The sequence below is a fragment of the Actinoplanes sp. NPDC049668 genome (genome assembly GCF_044465445.1).
Taxonomy (GTDB): domain Bacteria; phylum Actinomycetota; class Actinomycetes; order Mycobacteriales; family Micromonosporaceae; genus Actinoplanes.
This window is the reverse complement of record NZ_JBITLR010000005.1, coordinates 18,715-42,031: the sequence shown is the minus strand read 5'-3', so window position 1 is coordinate 42,031 and position 23,317 is coordinate 18,715. Positions and strand designations below refer to the sequence as shown.

Annotated in this window: 17 protein-coding genes; 7 read left to right on the top strand and 10 right to left on the bottom strand. The window is 71.8% G+C overall.

The genetic code is table 11. The features are described 5' to 3' along the window. Positions 1 to 4 precede the first annotated feature (4 nt). A complete protein-coding gene (locus ACIBSW_RS21445) occupies positions 5 to 1,027 on the top strand; it encodes a 5'-3' exonuclease H3TH domain-containing protein (RefSeq protein ID WP_354722989.1) in 1,023 nt (340 codons plus the stop codon). A gap of 70 nt (positions 1,028 to 1,097) precedes the next feature. Next, the gene (locus ACIBSW_RS21440; protein WP_354722987.1) at positions 1,098 to 2,993 is read left to right on the top strand and encodes an endo-1,4-beta-xylanase; all 1,896 of its coding nucleotides are present in this window, start codon (positions 1,098 to 1,100) and stop codon (positions 2,991 to 2,993) included. Positions 2,994 to 3,000: 7 nt separating this feature from the next. Here the strand turns inward: ACIBSW_RS21440 and ACIBSW_RS21435 are convergent, their stop codons facing one another. Next, positions 3,001 to 3,366, bottom strand: a complete 366-nt coding sequence (locus ACIBSW_RS21435) for a hypothetical protein (protein WP_354722985.1) — start codon at positions 3,364 to 3,366, stop codon at positions 3,001 to 3,003. 276 nt (positions 3,367 to 3,642) lie between these two features. Between ACIBSW_RS21435 and ACIBSW_RS21430 the strand changes: the two genes are divergently transcribed. Further along, the gene (locus ACIBSW_RS21430) at positions 3,643 to 4,392 is read left to right on the top strand and encodes a DinB family protein (protein WP_354722983.1); all 750 of its coding nucleotides are present in this window, start codon (positions 3,643 to 3,645) and stop codon (positions 4,390 to 4,392) included. A gap of 126 nt (positions 4,393 to 4,518) precedes the next feature. Next, a complete protein-coding gene (locus tag ACIBSW_RS21425; protein ID WP_354722981.1) occupies positions 4,519 to 5,643 on the top strand; it encodes a hypothetical protein in 1,125 nt (374 codons plus the stop codon). Between the two features lie 825 nt (positions 5,644 to 6,468). Here ACIBSW_RS21425 and ACIBSW_RS21420 read toward each other — a convergent pair. The 3 genes from ACIBSW_RS21420 to ACIBSW_RS21410 all read right to left on the bottom strand — a co-directional run bounded on the left by ACIBSW_RS21420 (position 6,469) and on the right by ACIBSW_RS21410 (position 8,109). Then, positions 6,469 to 6,645: a ribosomal protein L7/L12 gene (locus ACIBSW_RS21420; protein ID WP_354723079.1), complete on the bottom strand. Its 177-nt coding sequence runs from the start codon at positions 6,643 to 6,645 to the stop codon at positions 6,469 to 6,471. Between the two features lie 225 nt (positions 6,646 to 6,870). Continuing rightward, entirely contained in the window at positions 6,871 to 7,332 is a 462-nt protein-coding gene (locus ACIBSW_RS21415; protein WP_354722979.1) for a GNAT family N-acetyltransferase, read from the bottom strand. A 60-nt stretch (positions 7,333 to 7,392) separates the two neighbouring features. Further along, positions 7,393 to 8,109, bottom strand: a complete 717-nt coding sequence (locus tag ACIBSW_RS21410) for a TetR/AcrR family transcriptional regulator C-terminal domain-containing protein (protein ID WP_354722977.1) — start codon at positions 8,107 to 8,109, stop codon at positions 7,393 to 7,395. A 24-nt stretch (positions 8,110 to 8,133) separates the two neighbouring features. Here ACIBSW_RS21410 and ACIBSW_RS21405 point away from each other — a divergent pair, with 24 nt between their 5' ends. Beyond that, on the top strand, positions 8,134 to 9,285 hold the full coding sequence (locus ACIBSW_RS21405) for an FAD-dependent monooxygenase (protein WP_354722975.1): 1,152 nt from the start codon (positions 8,134 to 8,136) through the stop codon (positions 9,283 to 9,285). Here the strand turns inward: ACIBSW_RS21405 and ACIBSW_RS21400 are convergent. Continuing rightward, positions 9,246 to 13,475, bottom strand: a complete 4,230-nt coding sequence (locus ACIBSW_RS21400) for a WD40 repeat domain-containing protein (protein ID WP_354722973.1) — start codon at positions 13,473 to 13,475, stop codon at positions 9,246 to 9,248. The two genes, ACIBSW_RS21405 and ACIBSW_RS21400, sit on opposite strands and share 40 nt — an antisense overlap. A gap of 54 nt (positions 13,476 to 13,529) precedes the next feature. Further along, on the bottom strand, positions 13,530 to 14,636 hold the full coding sequence (locus ACIBSW_RS21395; protein ID WP_354722971.1) for a glycosyl hydrolase 53 family protein: 1,107 nt from the start codon (positions 14,634 to 14,636) through the stop codon (positions 13,530 to 13,532). Between the two features lie 159 nt (positions 14,637 to 14,795). Between ACIBSW_RS21395 and ACIBSW_RS21390 the strand changes: the two genes are divergently transcribed. Continuing rightward, positions 14,796 to 15,476: a GH12 family glycosyl hydrolase domain-containing protein gene (locus tag ACIBSW_RS21390; RefSeq protein WP_354722969.1), complete on the top strand. Its 681-nt coding sequence runs from the start codon at positions 14,796 to 14,798 to the stop codon at positions 15,474 to 15,476. Positions 15,477 to 15,491: 15 nt separating this feature from the next. Here ACIBSW_RS21390 and ACIBSW_RS21385 read toward each other — a convergent pair whose 3' ends face one another. Further along, positions 15,492 to 17,447 (bottom strand): beta-galactosidase, encoded by a 1,956-nt coding sequence (locus ACIBSW_RS21385; protein ID WP_354729162.1) that lies wholly within the window; start codon positions 17,445 to 17,447, stop codon positions 15,492 to 15,494. Positions 17,448 to 17,492: 45 nt separating this feature from the next. Between ACIBSW_RS21385 and ACIBSW_RS21380 the strand changes: the two genes are divergently transcribed. Continuing rightward, positions 17,493 to 19,649, top strand: a complete 2,157-nt coding sequence (locus tag ACIBSW_RS21380) for a glycosyl hydrolase family 95 catalytic domain-containing protein (protein WP_354729160.1) — start codon at positions 17,493 to 17,495, stop codon at positions 19,647 to 19,649. Here the strand turns inward: ACIBSW_RS21380 and ACIBSW_RS21375 are convergent. Genes ACIBSW_RS21375 through ACIBSW_RS21365 form a run of 3 tightly spaced genes read right to left on the bottom strand, consistent with a single transcriptional unit; the run spans position 19,639 to position 23,209 of the window. Beyond that, positions 19,639 to 20,550 carry a carbohydrate ABC transporter permease gene (locus ACIBSW_RS21375; protein WP_354729158.1) on the bottom strand — a complete coding sequence of 304 codons (912 nt, stop codon included), beginning with the start codon at positions 20,548 to 20,550 and terminating at the stop codon, positions 19,639 to 19,641. The genes ACIBSW_RS21380 and ACIBSW_RS21375 overlap by 11 nt on opposite strands. Next, positions 20,547 to 21,557 (bottom strand): ABC transporter permease, encoded by a 1,011-nt coding sequence (locus ACIBSW_RS21370; RefSeq protein WP_404799416.1) that lies wholly within the window; start codon positions 21,555 to 21,557, stop codon positions 20,547 to 20,549. The genes ACIBSW_RS21375 and ACIBSW_RS21370 overlap by 4 nt, the downstream gene beginning before the upstream one ends. Then, entirely contained in the window at positions 21,554 to 23,209 is a 1,656-nt protein-coding gene (locus ACIBSW_RS21365; protein ID WP_354729156.1) for an extracellular solute-binding protein, read from the bottom strand. The genes ACIBSW_RS21370 and ACIBSW_RS21365 overlap by 4 nt, the downstream gene beginning before the upstream one ends. Between the last annotated feature and the right edge of the window lie 108 nt (positions 23,210 to 23,317).

Genomic DNA, 23,317 nt, shown 5'->3' with positions numbered 1-23,317 from the left:
GCCGGTGGCACCCCCCGCACCGCTGCTGCTCGTTCTGGACGGCAACAGCCTCGTTCACCGCGCGTACCACGCCGCGGCCATGGACGGGCTGCTCGACCGCGCCGGCCGGCCGGTGTGGGCGCTGCGCGGCCTGATCGGCTACATCGCCCGGGCCGCCGCGCACCTGCGGCCGTCCGCCGTCATGGTCGGCTTCGACTGCCCCGAGGACTCCGCGCGGCGCACCGACTACCCGGCGTACAAGGCGCAGCGGCCGGCGAAGTCGGCGGACCTCGCCGAGCAGATCGCCGGCGCGCCGGAGCTGCTGCGCGCGGCCGGCATCTGCACGGTCGTCCCGCCGTCGTACGAGGCGGACGACGTGCTCGCCAGCTCGGCCGAGCTGGCCCGCGGCCGCGGCTGGCGCTCGGTCCTGATGACCAGCGACCGCGACGCCTTCGCCCTGATCGACGACACCACGTCGGTGCTGCGGGTGCGCAACGGCGGCTTCGACGAGGCGGTCCTGGTCGACCAGGAGGGCCTGGTCGCGCTCTGCGGCGTCCAGTCCTGGCAGTACCGGGACTACGCGGCCCTGCGCGGCGACCCGTCGGACAACCTGCCCGGCGTCCGTCGGTTCGGCTCCGCCCGGGCGGCCCGGCTGCTGGCGGCGTTCGGCACGGTGGACGCGGCGTGGGCGGCGCTCGACAACGGCGAGGCGTCGTCGGTGCGCGAGGCGGTCGGCGCACAGGCCGCCGAGCAGCTCGCCGCGCCGGCCACCCGGGAGATCGTCGAGCGCAACCGGCGGCTCATGCGGATGCGGGCCGACCTGCCGATGCCCGACCTGGCAGCGGCCCGGCTGCCGCTGCGCCGCTCGGTGATCCGGTGGGCGCTCTCCGGCCGGGGCATCCACCTCGGCCCGTCGCTGTGGGCCCTGACCGGCGAGCCGGTGCCGGCCGGCACCGAGGACCTGACCCCCGAGCTGCGGCCGTGGGTCTTCCGGCGCGGGCTGACCAGCGCGCGTGAGCCCACGCCGGGCCAGCTCTCGCTGTTCTGAGGTCGGCTCCATTGTCCTGGGAGCGCTCCCATGTAACGATGGTCGTCACTTTCTCGCGTGAGGACCAGTCATGCTCCTGCCCCTTCCGGCCGCCTGCGCCCTGTTGACCGCGGCGGCGCTGTTCACCGGCGTCGCGCCGGCCCACGCCGCGGACCCGGTGCCCGTCACCGTGGTCACCAGCGACTTCGAGGACGGCACCACGCAGGGCTGGGCGGCCCGCGGCGGCGAGACGGTCGCCGCGAGCACCGCCGCCGCGCACGGCGGCACGGGCAGCCTGGCCGTCACCGGCCGCACGGGCGGCTGGCAGGGGCCCTCGCTCGACGTGCTGGACGTGTTCGAGAAGGGCACCCAATACACGGTCACCGCCTGGGTGCGCCTCGCCGACGGCGCCGACGCGGACAGCGCGCGGCTGAGCGTGGAGCGCCGCACGGCGGGAACCGCGAGCTACGACCAGGTCGCCGGGAACACCGCCGTGAGCTCCGGCGCCTGGGTCGCCCTCAGCGGCCGGTACACGCTCGCCGCCGACGTCGACTTCCTGCGCGTCTACGTGGAGACCGCGAACACCACCGGGTCGTTCTTCGTCGACGACGTCACCGTCTCGTACGTGCCCGCGCTCCCGATCCAGACCGACATCCCGCGCATCCGCGACGTGGTCACCGAGTTCCCGGTCGGCGCGGCGATCACCGCCGCGGAGACCCTCGGCGTGCACGGCGAACTGCTGGCCCGGCACTTCACCTCGGTCACCCCCGGCAACGCGCTCAAGTGGGACGCCACCGAGCCGGCCGAGAACTCGTTCAGCTACGCGCAGGCCGATCCGCTCATCGCGTACGCGAAGGAGAATGAGCTGGCCGTGCGCGGCCACACCCTGGTCTGGCACAACCAGACGCCGGCCTGGGTCTTCACCGACGCGGCGGGCGCTCCGATGACCGCGACCGCCGAGAACCGGGCCCTGCTGCTGGCCCGCCTGGAGAACCACATCCGCAACGTCGCCGCGCACTACGGCACGGACATCGCGACGTGGGACGTGGTCAACGAGGCGATCGACGAGAGCCAGCCGGACGGGATGCGGCGAAGCACCTGGTACGCGATCACCGGGCTGGACTACATCCGGACCGCGTTCACCGTGGCCCGCGAGGTGGCGCCGCACGCCAAGCTGATCATCAACGACTACAACACCAACGTGCCGGCCAAGCGGGACGCCCTGTACAACCTGGTCGCCAAGCTCCGCGCCGAGGGCATCCCGATCGACGGCGTCGGCCACCAGGTGCACATCAACATCGGCTGGCCGACCGTCGCCGAGACGGAGGCGATGCTGCAGAAGTTCGTCCCGCTCGGCGTCACCCAGCAGATCACCGAGATGGACGTCAGCATCTACCGCGACGACTCGGAGTCCTTCCCGACCCCGCCGGCCGACCGGCTGCTCGCCCAGGCGTACGTCTACCGCGACATGCTCGCGCTGTTCCGCCGCTACGCCTCCGCGATCACGTCGGTGACCCTGTGGGGCCTCGCCGACGACAACACCTGGCTCGACACGTTCCCGGTCACCCGCAAGGACGCCCCACTGCTGTTCGACACGAGACTGCAGGCCAAGCCGGCGTACTGGGGCGTGGTGGACCCGTCGCGGATCACGCCGCCGCCCGCCTCGCCGGGCTGCTCGGTCTCCTACCGGGTCACCGGCAGCTGGCCGGGCGGCTTCCAGGGCGAGGTACGGCTCACCAACACCGGCGGCGCGGCGCTGACCGGGTGGTCGCTGTCCTGGTCGTTCCCCTCCGGACAGCGGATCACCCAGGCCTGGAACGGCACGGCCCGGCAGACCGGCGCCGACGTGACGGTGACCAATGCGGCGTGGAACGGCGCGATCGCGGCCGGGGGCACTGCCTCGTTCGGCTTCCTCGGCTCCTGGACCGGCGCCAACGCCGCGCCGTCCACCTTCACCCTCGGCGACACGACCTGCTCCGTCACCTGATCGTCGTTCATCTGTTGAGCCAGGACAGGTCCGGTGCCGGTAGCTCGGTGACGGCGGACTCACGGATCTGCCACAGCTGGGCACCCTCGTGTTCCTCCGCGGTGACCACGAACAACCCTGTGGGCCAGTCGTCGTCCTCGTCGACCGGTGGCATTCTGGCGAGCTGTTCGACCTGATCGCGAATCCAGGGGACTTCGCTCTGCCGGATGTCCCCGCCGTAGAACAGGTACAGCGACCAGTTGAACGGCACCGACGGAAAGGCCCACCCACCCGAGTAGAGGTCATGCCGGTGCTGCTCGATGATCCGCTCGGCGATGCCGCGCTGCTTGAAGTCGATCTCGAGCCACCCCCGGACCGACGCGTACATCCCCATGGCCGGCATGGTATGCGGTTGGACCACGTTCCTCGCCGGGAGGCGTCAATCCGCTTGAGTCTCAACCTTCTCAATGGACTCGAAATGTCGGCGGCGGAGCCATCCCAGCGTCCTAGATCGTTGACCGGTATTTCTCCTCTTCACTCGTGCAACGACTATCTCCTCCGCTCCCGGTCAATGGTCCCAAATGGAACCCCTGTCCAGAAAACTCCGGGCAGCCCAATGCTGGGATCTTGATTTGGTGGTCTTGTCGTACCAGGCCCCTACGATGTGCCGATGACGCGATTCGTGCAGCAGCCCGACTACGAGGGTGCGGAGTTCATCGACCTGTCAATGGCCAGCGCAACCTTCCGCGAGGTGGATCTCAGCGGCGCCCGGATGCGTGGCGTGCTGCTGTTGGACGCAGACATCGACGGGGCGATCGACGGCCTGCGCGTCAACGGCGTGGAGGTCATGCCATTGATCGAGGCCGAGCTGGATCGCCTGCACCCCGAACGGCTGCGAATGCGGCCAACCACACCCGAGACGATGCGCGACGCGGTGGATGTGATCGAGGAGCTTTGGCAAGCGACGCTCCGACGCGCAAGCGTGCTGCCAGAGGAAGCCGTCCACAGATCGGTGAACGACGAGTGGTCGCTTGCCCAAACCCTGCGCCACACGATCTTCGTCGTGGACGCGTGGTATGGCCACGCGGCGGCCCTTCGCCCGAACCCGTTTCATCCGATCGGTGTGCCCGCATCGTTTACCACCAATGGCGCCGAGTTGGGCATCGACGAGTCGGCCGCGCCCACCCTCGGCGAAATCCTCGCCGTGCGCGCCGAGCGGATCGCCGATCTGCGCGCATATCTGGCCGAGGTCACGCAGGAGGAGCTGGACCGCGTGCGGGGGCCGAACAACGCGATCGGCTGCCCGCCGCCCGCCGAACGGACGGCGGTCAAGTGCCTGCAAGTCATCTTCAGCGACGAGTGGAAGCACGTGCAGTTCGCCGACCGCGACCTGGCCATCCTGGAACAGGAGTATGCGTGATGCTCCGGGAGGTTGATAGGCCAAACGAAGAATTCGCCGGTGGTGTTGAGGTGGTCGGTGTGACACGTCGCGGTGGTTGCGTGACAGACGGATGAAGGGTGTCCAGTCAAGTAGGCCGCCACGCTGATGGAGGCCGCGCTGCGGTGGCTGGTCGAACACACCGATGCATCCGCTGAACCGCTACGCCTGATGGACGCCACCCCGATCCCCTGCGGGCAGTCACGCACCACCAGCCAACGCTCGGATCTGTTCGGCTGGGCCGGCTACGGCTACGAGTCGGCGCACAGCCGCTGGTACCGGGGGGTCAAACTGTTGCTGATCACCATCGCCGACGGCACCGTCACCGGGTTCGGCCTGGCCAACCCCAAACTGTTCAGCGAACGCGAAGCGACCCGCCAGACCCTGACCCGCCAGCCCGCCAACCAGCCCGCCCCGGGCGCCACCCGTGGTCACTCCCAGACCCTTCCCGAACTGGCTACGCCAACGCATCGAAGCGATCATCTGGACGTTAAAGAACCAACTCGGCCTGGAACAACACGGCGGGCGGGTACCGGCCGGCCTATGGACCCGTGTCCGGCAACGCCTGCTCGCCCTCAACGCCGCGATCTGGCACAACTGGACCATCGAGGCACCCGTCAAACGCTCCTCGATCGCCTACGACCATTGATGACCTGCCCAGAATTACCGGTCAACGATCTAGGTGTCGTATTCGCCGTTCCATGGCTCGTGGAACCCAAGTCCCTGTGGGTAGAGCTCGGCCCATGGCCCGCCGTGGCCCTCGTCTGGGTCGTCGGTGGTCTCATCGATGAGGCCGAAGACGACGTTGTCGAAGTCGACCCGGAAGGGTCGGATGGCGATATTGCAGTTCGTGACCGCCTCGAGGCCGGCCAGCCAGTCCGACAGGACCTGCTCGGCGGCCTCGACGGCTGCGGGGCTGTCGCCCCTGAAGCCGGTGAACCGGAGGTTCGAGCCGGTGTGGTGCCCGCTTCCGTCGAAGAGATGGAGCACCGCGTAGATCCGTTGCTGGTTCCGCCAGTCGTGACCTGGACTGACGCCTTCCGGGTAGGCGCCGGTGATGTCAGCGAAGAACTGTCCACCCGCATGCCGTCCGATGCGGTCCGTACGGTAATCGGGCTCGTACTTGATCGGGATGACGTCTGGGAGTCGCACAGCGCGGATCATAGCCAGCGTCGCCCGGCGTCCGCTCACGCCGCGATCCGCGTCGGCAGCGCCCTTCGCCTGGTGGCATAGCGTGAAAGGCGTCGCTCACCGCTGATCTTGAAGTAGCAACAGAGGATCGGAGCCAGCGCAGCTCCCCCGACGCCGGGAGCCGGTGGCAGCTGTTCGCCAGCTCCGAAATGCCGCGAACGTCAGGAGTCCGCCACCTTGCCCCGCCGCCAATGGCACGAACTGCCGCCTGCTGTCCGCGCCGAAGTTCAGAGGCACACCGGCCCGATCCTGCGGGTTACGCCGGTCGAAACGGGGTCGATCTCCGACTTCGCGGCGGTGTTGGACGGCCGCGGCAGCCGGTTCTTCTGCAAAGGCGTGGTCGCCGGTAACCCGGTGGGCTGGATGCATCGCAACGAGGCCCGGATCAATCCGTACCTGCCGGCTCGGATGCCGCGGCTGCGCTGGCAGGTAGAGGTCGATGGTTGGCTGCTGCTGGGCTTCGAGTATGTCGAGGGCCGGCATCCGGACTTGAGGCCGGGCTCGCCGGATCTACCTACGGTGGCCGCCACCCTCAACACAATGGCGGTGGCGCTGACGCCATGTCCTGTACCGAAAGTGCAGGCCGCTACCGTTCGATGGGCAGACCGGGTCGCACCCGAGGCGGTCGATGGTCAGACGCTGGCGCATACCGACGACGCCTTCGCCGCTGCTATCGCCGCGCTGAGCCGGCACCGGCAAACGGCAACGACCATCCGCCACCGATCTCGGCCCTCTCGCCGACGCCGCCGAGAGCTGGAACCACTACCGCAGCGGTACGACTGCCGGGGATACCCCTGGCAGACGACCGGGCGTTGCTGCGCGAGCCGACCGCCGAAGGTTCTCGACCTGATTCAGGTCGCGACGTTGTCAGGCCAGGCCGTGCTGTCTGGCGAAGAGTTCGACGGCGTCCTTGGCCTCCTTCAGACCGGTGCCGGTCGCCTCGCGGTATTCCTTGATGGCCTGGATCTTGCGGCCGGCGAGGAGTTCACGCAGGACCGGCCCGGGAATGTCGGGCTCGGGTTCCTGGATCTCCAGGTGGGCCATGATCAGGTCGAGCTTGCGCTCGACCGCCGCCAGCCTGCGAGTCTGATCATCGGGGGTGCGGCGGCGGCCGGTGAAGGCGATCAGGAGCACCAGCATCGGCAGCACCACGGCGAACGGCAGGATCCACTCCATGCCCGCCATTCAACACCGAAGGCCGGCGGTTGCCGGGCCTCGACCGGAGTCACCGAAGCGGACGCGGGCCGCACCCTCACCTGATGCGCTGAGCTACGGTCGCGCGCCTGGCAGAGGCTTTCGGAGGATGTGGTTCAGGCCGAACTCCGTCTCGCTGGTGCGCACATCGACGTATCCGAGCCGCTGGTAGAAGCCGTGCGCGGTGATGCTGGCGCCGGTTTCCATGTGGTCGTGTCCCTCGGCCGCCGCGAGCGCCTCGATGTGGTGCATGAGCTGCCGCCCTACCCCTCGGCCGATCGAACCCGGCCGGACGAACATCGTGAAGACCTTGTTGTCGTCACGGGAGACCGTGCCCACGACGGTCCCGTTCTCCACGGCGACGAACATCTGCCGCTCCCCGGCGAGCTGCTCGATCCGGGCGGCGGTGAAGTGCTCGCACATCAGCGTGATGATGTGCGACGGGTAGTCGCGGCTGTTGACCTCGCGCAGGCAGTGTCCGATGACGTCACTGACCACCGGGCCGTCGCCGGGCCGGAACGATCGGATCTCCGCCACGTCCGCATTCTGCCGCTCAGGAGCAGGCCTCGGCGAAACGACTCACCGGGTGCGTGGACCTCACGCGCCGGTGATGCCGTCCAGCATCGTGGTCAGGTTGTGGTGGAACGTCTCCGCGGCGTCGAGGTGGGCGCCGTCGGTGACGAGCCGGGCGATGGTGGGGTATCGGCCCGTTTCGAGCATGCGGGTCAGGTAGGGCCCGAGGGCGGCCTGCCAGGCCGGCACGTCGGTGCCGGTCGAGCGGGCGGTGCGCCGCTCGGTGATCTCCCGGCGGAGCGCTCCGACGATGAACGCGTTGAGGGCGCCCAGGGCCCGCTGTAGATCGTCGATGTCGCGCACGCCGGGCGCCTGGCCGAGCGCCGCCGCGGTCGATTCGCCGACGGCGAGCGCGTGGGGGCCCAGGTGCGGCCGCGCGCCGAGCAGGTCGGCGAACCACTCGTGGTCCAGGGCGGCGTCGCGGGTCCGGTGCACGATGGCCAGCACCGTGGCGCGCCACTCGGAGTGCTCGCCGCCCTCGGCGATCCGGGCGTACACGGCGTCGACCATCAGATCGAGCAGTTCAGATCTGTTGATCACGTAGTCGTAGAGCCGCATCGGACCGACGCCGAGTTCCTTGGCGATCTTGCGCACCGACAACCCGTCGAGGCCGTCCGCGTCGGCGATCCGGATCGCCGTGGCGGCGATCCGGGTGCGGCTCAGCGGCACCGGCGCCGCCCGCGGCGCCGGCTCGGGCCGTTCCCAGACGGGCAGCGGCGCGCTACCGTACGGTGTATCCATGAGGTACAGCGTACGGTAACGGAGATGACGATGCGAATTGCGATCGCCGGAGGCGGGCTCGGCGGCCTGACGCTGGCCCGGATCCTGCACCGGCACGGCATCGGCGCGGTGGTGTACGAACGCGAGGCGAGCCGGTCCGCGCGGTCACAGGGCGGCATGCTCGACCTGCACCCGGATTCCGGGCAACGGGCCCTGGCCGAGGCGGGCCTCGCCGACCGGTTCCGGTCCCAGGCGCGGCCGGAGGGCGAGGAACATCGCATCCTCGACCCGGAGGGGCGCACCCTCGTGCACCACGTGCCACGGCCGGGCTCGTTCTCCGGACGCCCCGAGATCGACCGCCGCGCACTGCGTGACCTGCTGCTCGATTCGCTACCCGGCGACGCGGTGGCCTGGCGGCACCGGCTCGTCGTGGCGCAGCCGCGGCCCGGCGGAGGCTTCACGCTGAGGTTCGACGGCGGACGGAGCGCCGACTGCGACGTCCTCATCGGCGCGGACGGCGCACGCTCGGTCGTCCGGCCGCTGCTGACCGACGCGCCGCTGTCCCCCGTCGCCACCCTGGCCGAGCTCAGCATCGGCGAGGTCGATCGGCGCCACCCGGAGCTCGCCGAGCTGGTCGGCCCCGGAAACCTCTGGTGCATCGGCGCGAACCGGATCCTCGCGGCGCAGCGCCTCGGCGACGGCGGCATCCGGGTCGGGATCTCCCTGCCCGCCGACGATCGCCACCTGGACACCTTCCGCAGCAAGCGCGCCCTGCTGGAGGTCTTCGACGGCTGGGAGCCGCGCCTCACCGCGCTCATCGAGGCCGGCGACGGCCCGCCGATCCCGCGCAGGATCGAGGCGATGCCGTCCGGCGCACGCTGGGCCCACCGGCCGGGTGTCACCCTCATCGGCGACGCCGCACACCTGATGCCGCCGGTCGGCGAGGGCGCCAACCAGGCGATGCTCGACGCCGCCGAACTCGCCGCCGAACTCGCCGCCGACCCCGACTCGGCGATCCGGGCGTACGAGGAGGCGATGTTCGCCAGGATCCACCCGATCGCCGAGATGTCCGCACGGGTTCAGGCGATGATGCTGTCCCCCACCGCGGCCGAGGACGTCGTCCGCTTCTTCACGACGGGGCCCACCGGCGACACCGTTCAGGAGCAGACCTCGACGAACGGCTCGCCGGGGGCGTAGGCGCGCCATTCGTCGGCGCTGATGGCCCCGGCGTGGGCGCACAGGCTTGCTTTCGGATCGAGGTAGGTCCCGGGGTCCCAGATCCACACGGTCCCGTCGGCGGCGGCGGTGGCCAAGCGCCGCCCATCCGGACTGAACACCACCTCCGATACGGAGTAGCCGCTCCCGATCATCGGAACGCCGACCGGTTCGCCGGTGCGGGTGTTCCAGAGCCGCACGGTCCCGCGCGCGCCGGCGGTGGCCAGGAGCCGCCCGTCCGGGCTGAACGCCACCTCCCGCACCTCCTCGGTGAGCCCGGCGAGTGTGACGCCGACGGGTCTGCCGGTGCCGAGGCCCCAGAGCCGCACCGCCCCGTCGTAGCCGACCGCGGCCAGGAGCCGCCCCTCGGGACCGAACCTCAGCGCCTGCGCCTCGCCGGTGAGCCCGGCGATCGGGGCGCCGACCGGCTCGCCGGTCCGGGTGTCCCAGCGCCGCACCGTCCTGTCCACGCCGGCGGTCGCCAGGGTTCGGCCGTCGGGGCTGAACGCCATCGCGGACGCCGGGCGGGCGTGCCCGGTGAGCGGCGTACCGACGAGTCGTCCCGTGGCCGGATCCCACAGCCGGATCCGCCCACCGGTGTCCGCGGTGGCGACGAGCCGGCTGTCCGGGCTGAACGCCGTCGCCGTCGACTTGGTGCCGGTCAGCAATCGGCCCGCGGGTCTGCTGCTGTACGGGTCCCACAACCGCACCGCACCGTCGTGGGCGATGGTGGCCAGCAGCCGGCCGTCCGGGCTGAACGCCACAGTGGACATCTGACCGTCGTAGTAGGTGAGCGGAGTCCCGACGAGGCTTCCGGTGGCCGGATCCCACAGCCGGAACTGCCCGCGCACGCCCGCCACGGCCAGCAGCCGGCCGTCCGGGCTGAACGCCATCGTCCACAGCGCGGCGTTGTTCAGCAGCGGGCCCGAGGGTCTGCCGCTGGACGGGTTCCACAACCGCACCGTCCCGTCGTCGCCGGCGGTGGCCAGATACCGGCCGTCCGGGCTGAACAGCACCGCCGACCCCCGGCCGGCGCCGATCGGTGCGATTGTGTCGGGCGCCTCGGCCGGGGTGCAGCTCCCGGAGCACAGTGGCCGCGTCGGCACGTGCCACAGCCGTACCGTGTGGTCGCCGCCGACGGCGGCCAGGAGTCCCCCGCCCGGGCTGAACGCCAGCGCCGCGACCGAGCGGTGGTTTCCGGCCAGCGGGGCGCCGACCTCCCGGCCGGTGCGCGGGTCCCACAGCCGCACCGTCCGGTCGCCGTCGGCGGTGGCCAGGAGCCGCCCGTCCGGGCTGAACGCGACCTCCTTCACCGAGTCGCCGTGGCCGCGCGGGGTGCCCACCGTGCCGAGGGGCCTGCCGGTGGTCGGGTCCCTGCGGAGAACCGTCCCGTCGTCGCCGGCGGTGACCAGCAGGCGCCCGTCCGGGCTGAACGCCACGCCGCGCACCACGGCGGTGTGCCCGGTGGCCGGCGCGCCGACGGGTACCCGGGTTCGCGGGTCCCACAGCCGCACCGTACCGTCGCTGCCCGCGCTGGCCAGGAGCCGCCCGTCCGGGCGAAATGCCAGCGCCTCCACCCAGCCGCTGTGCCCGGTGAGCGGCGCGCCGACGGGTTCGCGGGTTCGCGGGTCCCACAGCCGCACCGTACCGTCGTCGCCGGCGGTGGCGAGGAGCCGGCCGTCCGGGCTGAACGCCACCGCGTGCACCTTCTTGGCGTGGCCGGTCGACACGGTGCCGGCGAGCCGGCCGGTGTGCGGATCCCACAGTCGGACCAGCCGGCCGTCGGCGGTCGCGAGGAGCCGCCCGTCCGGGGCGAACGCCATCGACCTCACCAGTTCGGTGTGCAGGAGGGTGTTGCGACCGTCCGCGAGCAGTTGGCCCGCCGCCGCGGCGGCCTCGTCGGTGTGCGCCACGTGCAGGGCGGCCGCCGCCAGGCGTTCGGCGGTGGCGCGGTCGGCGGAGGTGATCTGGTCCCGCGACCTGATGGCGCGGCTCTGCGCGGCGAGCTGGCGGGACAGCGCCGCGGCATGTTGCCGGTCCGCCCGGGCGGCGTTGTCGACGGCGACGACCGCCGCGCAACCGGTGGCGAGCAGCAGCACCGCCATGACCGCGGCGACCGTTCGGTAGACCCGCCGACGGCGGCGGTCGCGGCGGCGGCCGGCGGTGAGGAAGTCGGCGGTGGTGCGGTCCACGCTCAGGCGCTTCGCGGGGTCGGCCGCCCAGCGCCGGGTGGCGTGCCGGACGGCGAACAGCTGGCTGCCCCGGTACAGGTAGGAGGGGTCCCGGTCGTGGTCGTTCCAGGCCTGGGCGTCGTCGATGAGCGCCCGGTGCAGGGCCTGGTCCGCGATGCTCGGGCGGAGCCAGTCGTGCAGCCTGGTCCAGGAGCGCAGCAACTCCTCGTGGGCGACGGCGACGATGTCGTCGCCGGTGCGGATGATCAGCCGCTGTTCGGTGAACGCGTCGAGGATCGCGTCGAGGTCGGTGTCGTCGCAGGCGGCCGCGGCGCGCAGGGCCGCGCGGGTGGCGGGGCGGCGGGTGGGCCGGCCGGTGGTCGTGACGATGAGGTGTGCGAAGACCTTGACGGTGAGCCGGCGCTGATCGTCGGTGAGCGCGTCGAAGGCGCGTTCGGCGCTGGTGTTCACGATTCCCGCGATGCCGCCGGTGCGGTGGTAGCCGGCCGCGGTGAGGCGGTGTTCGGGGTCGGCGTGCCACATGACGTACATGACCTGGGACAGCAGCGGCAGCGCGCCGCTGTCGAAGCCGATGGGCAGGTCGCGGTCGCGCAGGTCGTCGAGGATCTTCCCGGTGAGGTCGTCCGGCACGGCGACGCCGGCCTCCGCCGCCGGGCCGGTGATCGCCTCGGCCAGTTCGGACTCGGTGACGGCGCCGACGGCGAACGGCCCGGCCTCCAGCGCCTGCTTGAGCGGCGCGAAGGAGGTGGCATGGTCGAGGAAGTCGCTGCGGATGCTCGCCACCACCAGGGCGTTGGGCGGCCGGTGGGCGGCCATGGCGTGCAGGGCCGTCAGGAACACGGCGCGCTGGTGCGCGTCGTCGACGAGGGTGAACAGCTCCTCCAGCTGGTCGACGACCAGGACGAGCCGGTGCTCGGGCCGCCTGGCCACCGCCTGGCCGGACAGCAGGTGTGCCTGTTCGGGATGTTCGGACAGGGACCGGTGGACGCCGACCACGTCGGCGCCGGCGAGGTCGGCCAGGTGGGTCGCGAGCTGCCCCACCGGGTCGGCGGTGGGGGTGATGACCCGGCGCGGCCAGGTCCGGCAGCCGGGTACCGGACGGTCGTCGGCGAGGGCGGCCAGCAGGCCGGCCCGCAGCAGCGACGACTTGCCCGCCCCGGACGCCCCGAGCACCAGCAGGATGCCGCCGCCGGTCGGCTGGTCGGCCAGGCGCCGCAGCAGGGAGAGGGTCAGCTCGCGGCGGCCGTAGAAGATCGCGGCGTCGCGTTCCTGGAAGGGGAACAGCCCGAGGTAGGGACAGCCGGGCCAGCGCGGCTGCCGGTCGGCGGGGCCGGCGGCGGGCGGCCGGCGGGTCCGCAGCTCGCGCAGCGCGTCGAGGACGCGGACGAGGTTGGCGTCGGCCTCGCGGGCGCGTTCCCGGTCGGCGCTCTGCCGTGCGATCTCGCGGCGCAGGTCCTGGTGTACGGCCTCCATGCCGAGGCGGGAGTTGACCAGCACGAACGCGAACTCCCCGAACAGGGCGGTGAGTTCGGAGAACGCGCCGACCAGGCCCGGCAGCAGGTCGGGGCCGTCGAGGGTGGCCGCGGTCCGCAACGCGGTGCCGGCGATGTCGACCGCCTGGAAGAGCGCCATGACCTCGCCGCGCAGGTCCCGGTCCGCGGGGTCGGCGGAGGCGAAGGCGGCCTCGATCCGCTCGGCGACGGCGTGCCGCACCTGCGCCGGGTCGTCGTCCGGGCGCAGGCGGGCGACGGCGTCGGTCACCACGCCGGTGAGGACGTTCGCACCGACCGAGCCGAGTGCCGCGGCGCCGGCGGTGATCACGGCGCCGGTGCCGGCCGCCGCCGCGATGACCGGTGTCAGCGCGGAGGCCGAGAGCAACCCGATGAGCGCCGGGGCGGAGATGTTGCGGAGCCGCGTCGCGTTGTTCGTGATCGTCTCGGCGACCGCTGCCCGTATCGCACCTGGTTCGGCTGTTGTCACCTGGCAGTTGATAACAGCCGATCGGACGTCAGGTTCGCACCACGCGTGTGGGCTTCAGCTGATCCACTTCACCGCGCCGTTGAAGACGTTGGTCCAGTTGAAGACGGCCATGTTGTCCCAGCCGTCGCCGGAGGAGGCGATGTTCGCCGGGTCCCAGCCGTTGCCGGGCACCGCGGTCCAGGTCGGCTCCCAGTAGAAGACGCCGATCGCGCCGCCCGCCTTGGCGGCGTTCTGCACCGCGGTGAACGCCGCGCCCTGGCCGTTCCAGGTCGCCGCGTACCCGGAGCAGGCCGTGTTGATGCTGTTGCCGGTGCCGTCCGCGTTGCTCAGGGTGAACGGCGCGGCGGTCTCGGCCAGGATCGTCGGCTTGCCGTAGCGGGAGATCATGTCGGCGATCACCGAGGTCATGTTGGCCATCGTGCCGTGCCAGTTGCAGTAGTACGACAGCGCGGTGACGTCCCAGACGACGCCCTTGGCCCTGATCCCGTCGTAGAACCAGCGGGCGTGCGCGTCGCTGTCGGAGTTGGCGGTGTGAATGACGACCTGGGTCGAGGAGTTGCAGGCCTTGGTGGCGTTGTAGCCGGCCTTGAGCAGCAGGCTCAGGTTGGTGAAGTCGTTGTTGACCACCTTGCCGTCGTTCCACAGCATGCCGACGTTGATCTCGTTGCCGATCTGGACGCTGTCCGGGGTGGTGCCCTGCGCCTTGAGGCTGTTGCAGACGCCGTACGTGTAGTCGTAGACGTCCGTGGTGAGCGCGGAGATGCCGTGGCTCGACCACGCCGCCGGCTTGTACTGCTTGCCCGGGTCGGCCCAGGTGTCGGAGTAGTGGAAGTCGATCAGGAGCTTGAAGCCCTTGGCCTTGACGGTCCGCGCGTACGCGAGCACCTTGGCGGCGTTGTTGTAGCCGCTGCGCGGGTTGTTCCACACCCGGAGCCGGACGTAGTTGACGCCGGCGGACTTGAGGATGTCGAGCGGGTCGGCGACGGCGCCCGCGGCCGTGTAGTACTTCGCGCCCAGGTCGACGGCCCGCTGCAGCGTGGAGACGTCGGCGCCGCGCATGGAGAGCGTGCTGGCCCGCGCCGGCGCCGGCACCGCGAGGGCGGCGGCGGACAGGACGACTGCGAGGAGGGCTCCGGTCCGCTTGCGTTGGAGGGGGAACATGCGCCACCGCCTTCTGTTCAACACTGGGAGCGCTCACAGTAGACCGCCAGCCGATGCGAGTAAAGACATGGTAAGAGCACTGGGAGCGCTCACAGCTTCCTGTTTGGATATCGACGTGTATCATTCGACTTAGTTGTGAGACCAAACTAAGGAGGGCTCATGAGACGCGTGATCGCGGCCGTGCTGGTCGCCGCCGCCCTGACCCTGGTCGCGGCGCCCGCCCAGGCGGCGGTCTGGTGGTCGAGCGACCGGTGGGGCACCTGGTCCAGCAACGGCTACACGCTCTACAACAACGTCTGGGGCTCGGGCTACGGCCCGCAGACCATCTGGGCCAACTCCGCCTCGAACTGGGGCGTGTGGGCGAACCACCCGAACACCGGCGGCATCAAGTCGTACCCCAACGCGACCCGCTACCTCGGTAAGCGGGTCAGCGCGCTCGGCACCACCACGAGCAGCTTCAACGTCACCGTGCCGACCAGCGGCGTCGCCTTCACCACCGCGTACGACATCTGGTCCTCCGACAACGCGCACGAGATCATGCTGTGGATGAACAAGTACGGCGCGGTCGGCCCGCTGGGCAGCCTGCAGACGACCACCTCGGTCGGCGGGCACACCTGGGCGATCTACCGCGGCTCGAACGGCGCCAACCAGGTCTACTCGTTCGTGCGGACCAGCAACACCAGCTCCGGCACCGTCGACATCCGGGCGATCGCGCAGTGGATCCGGGCGCGCGGCTGGTTCGGCGACGTGACCATCGGCAACGTCCAGCTGGGCTACGAGATCACCTCTGCGTCCGGCGGCCGGGACTTCGTCACCAACTCGTTCTCGGTCACCGGTTGACGGCCGGCGCCGCGGTCAATCCTGGATGACCGCGGCGCCCCCGGCCGCGATCCGGACGACGCCCTCCACGGGCTCCCCGCTCAGCAGTTCCACCCCGGCGGCGGGCACCTCGTGGTCCTCCCCCGTGTGGTTCAGCAGGAACAGCCAGGACCGGTCGCCGGCGCGACGCCGGACCGCCTCGACACCCGGCGGCAAGCCCTCGCACTCCGCGGCCACTCCGGCCTCGGCCGCGACGGCACCGAGCAGCGAGCCGTAGCGATCCGCGGGGAGCCGGGTCGAGACGTACCAGGCCACCCCGTCGCCGACGGCGTTCCGGGTGACCGCCGGCCGACCGTCGAGGACGCCGCCGACATAGTGGACGACGGCGCTCGCCCCGGCGAGATGCACGGTCTCGCTCCACAACTCACCAGAGCCCGGATCGTCCGGGCCGAGCGGATGGAACTCCTCCACCCGTACGCCGAGCAGGTCCCGCAGCGCGCCGGGGTAGCCGCCGGTGCGGACCCGGCCGTACTCGTCGGCGACGCCGCTGAGGAACGTCGCGACGAGGTGGCCGCCCGCGGCCACCCAGGACCGCAGCTCCCCGGCCTGCGCGTCGGACATCAGGTAGTGCCCGGGCAGCACGATCATCGCGTACGCGGAAAGCTCGCCGAGCGTGCCGATCACGTCCGCGACGATGCCCCGCCGCCACAGCGCGCCGTGCGCGTGCCGCGCCTCGGCCAGGTGGTCGAGGCGCCGCGACGGCAGCCCGGGCGCCTGCAACGCCCACGCCGACGGCTCGTCGTAGGCGACCGCCGCCCGTGCGCGCACGGCACCCCGCGCCGCATCGGCGATCCGCTCGAGCCGCCCGCCCAGCTCGACCGCCTCGCGGAAGACCCGGCTGTCCGGCCCGGCGTGCGGCACCAGCGCCGAGTGGAACAGCTCGGCGCCGCCGCTCGGCGCCCGCCACTGGAAGAACAGCGCGCCCCGCGAGCCCCGGGCGACCGCCGCGAGGGCCTGCCGCGACATCCGGCCCGGCTCCTTGGTGTGCATCCGGTCGGCGGCGTAGATCAGGTTCGGCGCCGTCTCCATCAGCAGCCAGTCCGGGCGCCCGGGGCTGTGCCGGGCCCAGCCCCGGGCCAGGTCCGCGGCGAACGCCGCCTCCTGCTCCGCGCCGGCGCCCGGGTCGCCCGGGTAGTGGTCGATGGCGACCAGGTCGACCTCGCGGGCCCAGCGGGCGTGGTCGACCGGCACCCAGCCGCCGAGCACGAAGTTCGTGGTGACCGGCACGCCGGGCGTCGCGGCCCGCAGGACGTCGCGCTGCTCGGTGTACGCCGCGAGCAACTCGTCGGAGGTGAACCGCCGGAAGTCCAGCACCTGCGCGGGGTTCGGCAGGTACCGGGTCGCCCGGGGCGGCAGGATCTGCGACCAGTCGCCGTACCGCTGGCTCCAGAACGCGGTCGTCCACGCGTCGTTGAGCCGGCCGAGGTCGCCGTAGCGCGCCCGCAGCCAGCCGCGGAACGCCTCGGCGGCCAGGTCGCAGTGGCAGGCGGAGCTGTACTCGTTGTGCACGTGCCACATCGCGAGGGCGGGGTGCCCGCGGTAACGCCCGGCGAGCGCGGTCGCGATCCGCAGCGCGGCCGCGCGGTACGCCGGCGCGCTGGCGCAGTAGGTGTCGCGGCTGCCGTGGCTCAGGCGCACGCCGTCGGCGGTGACCGGCATCGCCTCGGGGTGCGCGAGCCCGAACCACGGCGGCGGCGACGCGGTCGGGGTGGCCAGGGCGACCGAGACGCCGCCCGCGGCCAGGCGGTCGAGCGTGTCGTCGAGCCAGCCGAACTCGTACCGGCCGGGCGCGGGTTCCAGTTCGGACCAGGCGAACACCCCGACGGTGGCCAGGTTCACCCGGGCCCGCCGCATCAGCTCGACGTCCTCCGCCCGTACCCGTTCCGGCCACTGCTCCGGGTTGTAGTCACCGCCGTACAGCAGCCGCGGCATCCCGCTCCCTTGTAGTTAGTTGGGAATCCCGCCAAACTAGGGCCGGTGCGGAAGGCTGTCAATTGGGAGCACGCGCTGGTGACCGGCAACGGCCGGCAGGGCGCGCTCTGCTGGGGCGGCCGGGAGGCGCTGCGGCTGACCGTCTCGCACGAGCGCCTGTTCCTGCCGGCGGGTCCGCGCCTGGACGCGCCGGACACCGCCGCGATCCTTCCCCGCCTGCGCGAGCTGCTCGCGGCGGGCCGCTACGCCGCGGCGGCCGAGGCGGTCTGCGGGCACGCGGCGGCGGCCGAGCCCGCGTACGCGGAGACGGTCTGGATCGATCCCCTGGTCGGCGCCGCGACGCTGACCGTGCGCCCGCGCCGGCCGGGCGACGGCTCCTGGCGCGTCGACCTGGACACCGGGCTGGTCGAGCACCGCTGGGCGGACGGCCGGCTGCGGGTGTTCGCCTCGCGGGCGTCGGACGCGATCGTGGTCGCGCTGTCGGCGCCGGGCGGCTTCCGCGGCACCCTGGACCTGTCCCTGATCGAGGGCGCGCCGCCGATCCCGGTGACCGGCCGCGTCGCGACCGGACCGACGCTGAGCGTGGACTTCGGCGCGGCGCCGGGTTACCGCGTGCGCTGCCGGGTGCTCTCCGGCGACGTCGACGGGTGCGAGGTGCGCTCCGACGCGGTGCTCGCGATCCGCACGCTGCTGCCCGGCAACGCCGATCCCGCCGTACCGGATGAGGATTTCGAGGCCCTGCTCGCCGCGCACCGGGACCTGCACGGCGAGCTGATGGGCCGGGTGCGGGTGGATCTCGGTGCCGGCCGCGCCGCGCGGGCGGCGCCGACCGCGGAGCTGCTGGCCGCGCCGGTCGGGCCGGCGCTGGTCGAGCGGCTGTTCGACGCCGGCCGGTACGCGATCATCAGCAGCACCGGCGACCTGCCGCCGACCCTGCAGGGCGTGTGGAGCGGCACCTGGACGCCGCCCTGGTCCAGCGGCTACACCCTGGACGGCAACCTGCCGGCCGCGGTCGCCGCGCTGCTGCCGACCGGCACGCCGGAGCTGCTGCTGCCGGTCTTCGACCTGCTCGAGTCCGTGCGCGACGACCTGCGCCACAACGCCCGCCGGCTGTACGGCGCCCGGGGCCTGCTCACCCCGCTGCACCTGTCGACGCACGGCCGGCAGAACCACTTCGGCCCGCGGTGGTGCCAGACGTTCTGGACCGCCGGCGCGGCCTGGATGAGCCGGCTCTACTTCGACTACTGGCGCTACACCGGCGACCGCGCCTTCCTGCGGGACCGGGCCTTGCCGTTCCTGCGCGAGTCCGCGGAGTTCTACCTCGACTTCGCCGAGATCCGCGACGGCGTCGCGACGTTCAGCCCGTCGTACTCGCCGGAGAACGCGCCGGCCAATACCGGCTCGCAGGCGTGCGTCGACGCGACGATGGACGTGGCGGTGGTCCGCGACCTGCTGACGAACCTGCTGCGGGTCGCGGCCGAGCTGGACCTGGCGGACCCGGACGTCCCGCGCTGGCGTGCGCTGCTCGGCGCGCTGCCCGGCTACCGCGTCGCGGCGGGCCGGCTCGCCGAGTGGTGCCACCCCGGCCTGGACGACCAGCCGGCGCACCGGCACGCCTCACACCTCTGGCCGCTGTGGTACGAGCCGGACCCGCTCATCACCGGCGACCCCGGCCTGCGCGCGGCGGCGATGGCGACCGTACGCGGCCGGCTGGCGTGGTGGCTGGGCGCGGAGGCGGACGAGATGGCGTACGGGCTGGCCCAGCTCGGGCTGGCGGCGGCCGCGCTCGGCATGGCCGAGGAGGCGTACGCGACGGTGGAGCGGATGGCGGGCCGCTACTGGCGGGCGAGCCTGGTCCCGACGCACAACCGCGACGCGATCTTCAACGTGGACATCGCGGGCGGCCTGCCGGCGGTCGTCGCGGCGATGCTGCTGCGCTCGGCGCACGGCCGGCTGGACCTGCTGCCGGCGCTGCCCGTGCAGTGGCCCACCGGACGGGTGACGGGCCTGGCCGCCCGCGACGCGGTGCGGATCGACGAGCTGCGCTGGGCGCCGGGCCGGGCGGAGGCGGTGCTGACGGCCCGGCACGACGTGCGGCTGACCGTGGGCGCGCCGCCCGGCATGCTGATCGACGGCGCGCCGTCGCGCGAGGTCGCACTGACGGCCGGGCGGCCGCACCGCGTGCCGGCGGTCAGCCCTTGACCGCGCCGACGATGACGCCGCGGGTGAAGTGGCGCTGGACGAAGGGGTAGACCAGCGCGATCGGCGCCACGGTCACCACCACCACGGCCATCTTGATCGCCAGGGTCGGCGGCAGCGACGCGGACGCCGCGCCCGATTGCTGCGGCGCCTGCCCCGCCAGGATGTAGCTCTGCAGGACCCGCTGGATCGGGAACTTCTCGTTGTCGTCGATGTAGAGCAGCGCGTTGAACCAGGTGTTCCAGTAGCCGACCGCGTAGAAGAGGCCGACCACCGCGATCACCGCCTTGGACAGCGGCAGCACGATCCGCCACAGGATCCGGAACTCCCCCGCGCCGTCGACCCGGGCGCTGTCCAGCAGCTCGGCCGGGATGTTCTGGAAGAACGCGCGCACCACCACCAGGTTGAACACGCTCACCGCGGTCGGCAGGATCAGCGCCCACAGGCTGTCCTTGAGGCCGACCCCGGTGACCACCAGGTAGTGCGGCACCAGGCCGGGATAGATCAGGAACGTCAGCAGGAAGTAGAAGAGCAGGCCCCGGTGCATCAGCGAGCCGGGCCGGGACAGCCCGTACGCCGCCAGCACGGTCACGAACAGGCTCAGCGCCGTGCCGACGACCGTGACCACCGTGCTGACCAGCAGCGCCTTGCTGATCTGGCCGCCGGAGAAGACGATCTGGTACGCGGAGAAGTCCAGGTCCCGCGGCACGACGACCAGGCCGCCGGCCGCGTTGATGGCCTCCCGCGACGAAACGCTGGTCACCAGCACCACCCAGAGCGGCACCAGCACGGCGAGCACGACCAGGGTGAGCACCGTGCCGCGGGCGGCCTGCGTCGCGGCGCCGGGCTCCTCCTCCCAGGCCGGCCGCGACGGATGGCGGCGGCGCGTCGTCGTGGTGGTCATGAGCGTGAGTACACCCCCCGCTCGCCCAGGGCGTGGGCGAACCTGTTGGCGGCGAGGATCAGCACCAGGCCGACCAGCGCCTTGAAGAGGCCGGCGGCCGCGCCGAAGCCGTAGTCGCCGGTGGCGATGGCGTGGTGGTAGACGAACGTGTCGAGCACCTCGGCGGCCTGCCGGCCGACCGCGTCGCGCTGCAGCAGGAACTGCTCGAAGCCGACCGACAGCGCGTCGCCGAGCCGCAGGATCAGCAGCAGGACGATGACCGGCCGCAGCCCGGGCAGGGTGATGTGCCACAGCCGGCGCCAGCGGGAGGCGCCGTCGACGGCCGACGCCTCGTACAGGTTGGTGTCGATCGCGGCCAGCGCGGCGAGGAAGACGATCGTGCCCCAGCCGAGGTCCTTCCAGACCGCCTCCGCGGTGACCAGGACGATGAAGGTGTCCGGGTTGGACATGATCTCCGGCGGCGTGATCCCGGCGTCGCGCAGCTCCTGTGCCAGCAGCCCGGCGCCGCCCAGCATCTGCACGAAGAACGTCACGACCAGCACCCAGCTGAAGAAGTGCGGCAGGTAGACGACGGTCTGCACGAAGCCGCGCAGCCGCCCGGACAGGATGCTGTGCAGCAGGATGGCCAGCGCGATCGGCAGCGGGAAGAAGAAGACCAGCTGGAACGCGGTGATGGCCAGGGTGTTCCAGAAGGCGTCCCAGAACGCCGGGTCGGCGAAGAGGTCCCGGAAGTTGTCCAGGCCGACGAACGGGCTGGCGGCCAGCGCCTGCAGGGCGCCGTCGCCGAGGTAGGGGTTGTAGTCCTGGAACGCGACGACGTTGCCCAGCGCCGGCAGGTAGTGGAAGACCGCCAGCAGCAGGGCCGCCGGCGCGACCATGACCAGCAGCGGCCAGTCGCGCCGCAACCGGGCCCGCAGCGGCGAACGCCGCCGGGCCGGGGGCGGCGGAGTCGCCGGCGGCAGTGGTTCGACCGCCGGCTCGACGCGGGTGGCTTGGTCGTTGCTCATCTACCGCTGTCGGCCAGCGCCGAACCCATCAGTTGTCGAGCCTCGTCACCGCCCGCCGCACGCCACTCCTTGACCACGACGTCGATGTCGGAGATCGGGCGCCGGCCCCGGACGATGTCGGTCATCTTGTCTTCGGTCGGCTGCATGCCGGCCTTGTACTTGGCCGGCATCTCGAACTTCAGGCCCTGCCACGGGTCCTTCTCCAGGTTCTTCACGGTCTCGTTCGAGTACGCCAGCAGCTGCGGCACGTACTGCGGCGTCTGCGGGTACGGCTGCACGACCGGGCTGCGCCCGCTGATGAAGAAGTACTGGTTCTGGATCTCCTTGAAGCCCAGTTCGGTCTTCACCGGGCCGTCGGCGCCGCGGGTCTGGTGCTTGCCCTCGACGCCGTACTCGCGCAGGTCGAACTCGGTGGTGCCGAACGGCGCGGAGCACCAGTTGATCACGCGCAGGATCTCCTCGACCCGCGCCTTGCCGAGCCCCTTCTTGATGAACGTGTAGGAGATGGGGTCGTCGTCGCCCCAGGCGAGCGGGCTGCCGCCGGTGGCGGAGAAGAGCGGGACCGGCTGCACCTCGAAGCCGGGCGTGATCTTCTGCTGCTCGGCCTGCATGACCTGCCACATGCCGATGCCGTCCTGGTGAAACATGATCTTGCCGCTCTTCAGCAGCTGCTGCGCGTCGGCGCCCTTGCTGGCCACGATGTCCGGGTGGACCATCTTGGCCTCGTACAGCCGCCGCATGAACTCGGCGGCGGCCTTGAACTCCGCCGTCTCGTACTTGAACTCGGGGGTGCCGTCGGCCCGCAGGCGCCAGCCGTCCTTGGTGCCCGGCACCTTGTGGAACATCTGCACCATCGCGAAGATGTCGGAGAAGGCCCAGACGCCCTTGTCCGCGTTGGTCGCCTGCTTGCCGACGTTGTACAGCTCGTCGATGGTCGTCGGCGCGGCCACCCCGGCCTTGGTGGCCAGGTCCTTGCGGTAGAAGAGCGCCCACGGGAACGGGCCGTCGGTCGGGTTCGGCACCGACATCAGCCGCTCGTTCCAGCAGGCGTTGCGCCACGCCCCGGTCGGGAACGTGCCGAGCATCGGATAGGCCGCCACCGCGGCGCCGGCCAGGTACGGCGTGAGGTCCTCGAAGTTCGCCTTCACCGCGTCGCCGAAGCGGGCCAGCTTGGACACCTCCCAGTGCGGCACGCAGAGCAGGTCCGGCACGTCGCGGGCGGCCAGGATCGCGCCGAGCTTCTCGGCGTAGGTGATGCCGTCCTGGACGCTGAAGTCGACCGGGGTGCCCAGCTCGGCGTTGATCGCGGTCAGGTAGGCGTTGCTCGCGCCGGCGGGCGGCGCGGGTCCCCAGACCGGGGTCATCGCCCGGATGGCCGCGCCGCCGGCGCCGGGCTTCTCGGCGATCGCGTCGACCAGCTGGGCCGGGAACTTGGTGTAGCCGTCGGCGACCGGCCGGGTGCCGACGATGTCCGGCTTGGGCACGGCGACGGTGAGCGCCCGCTGCTCGGGCAGCACCCCGGCCAGCTTGTCGAGCTCCTGCGTCGCGCCGCCCCGGGTGGCCTTGTCGCCGCAGCCGGCGAGCGAGCCCCCGGCGGCGACGGCCGCGGCACTCAGGCCGACCAGGCTCAGGAAGGTCCGGCGATCGGTCACGGCGTGCTCCTCATAAACGGTCGACGGGAGCGACAGCTTCCCGCTAGAGTTTGTTTGGCTTATAGCCAAACAAACTAGCCGACGGTGGTGGGGCCCACAAGAGATGAC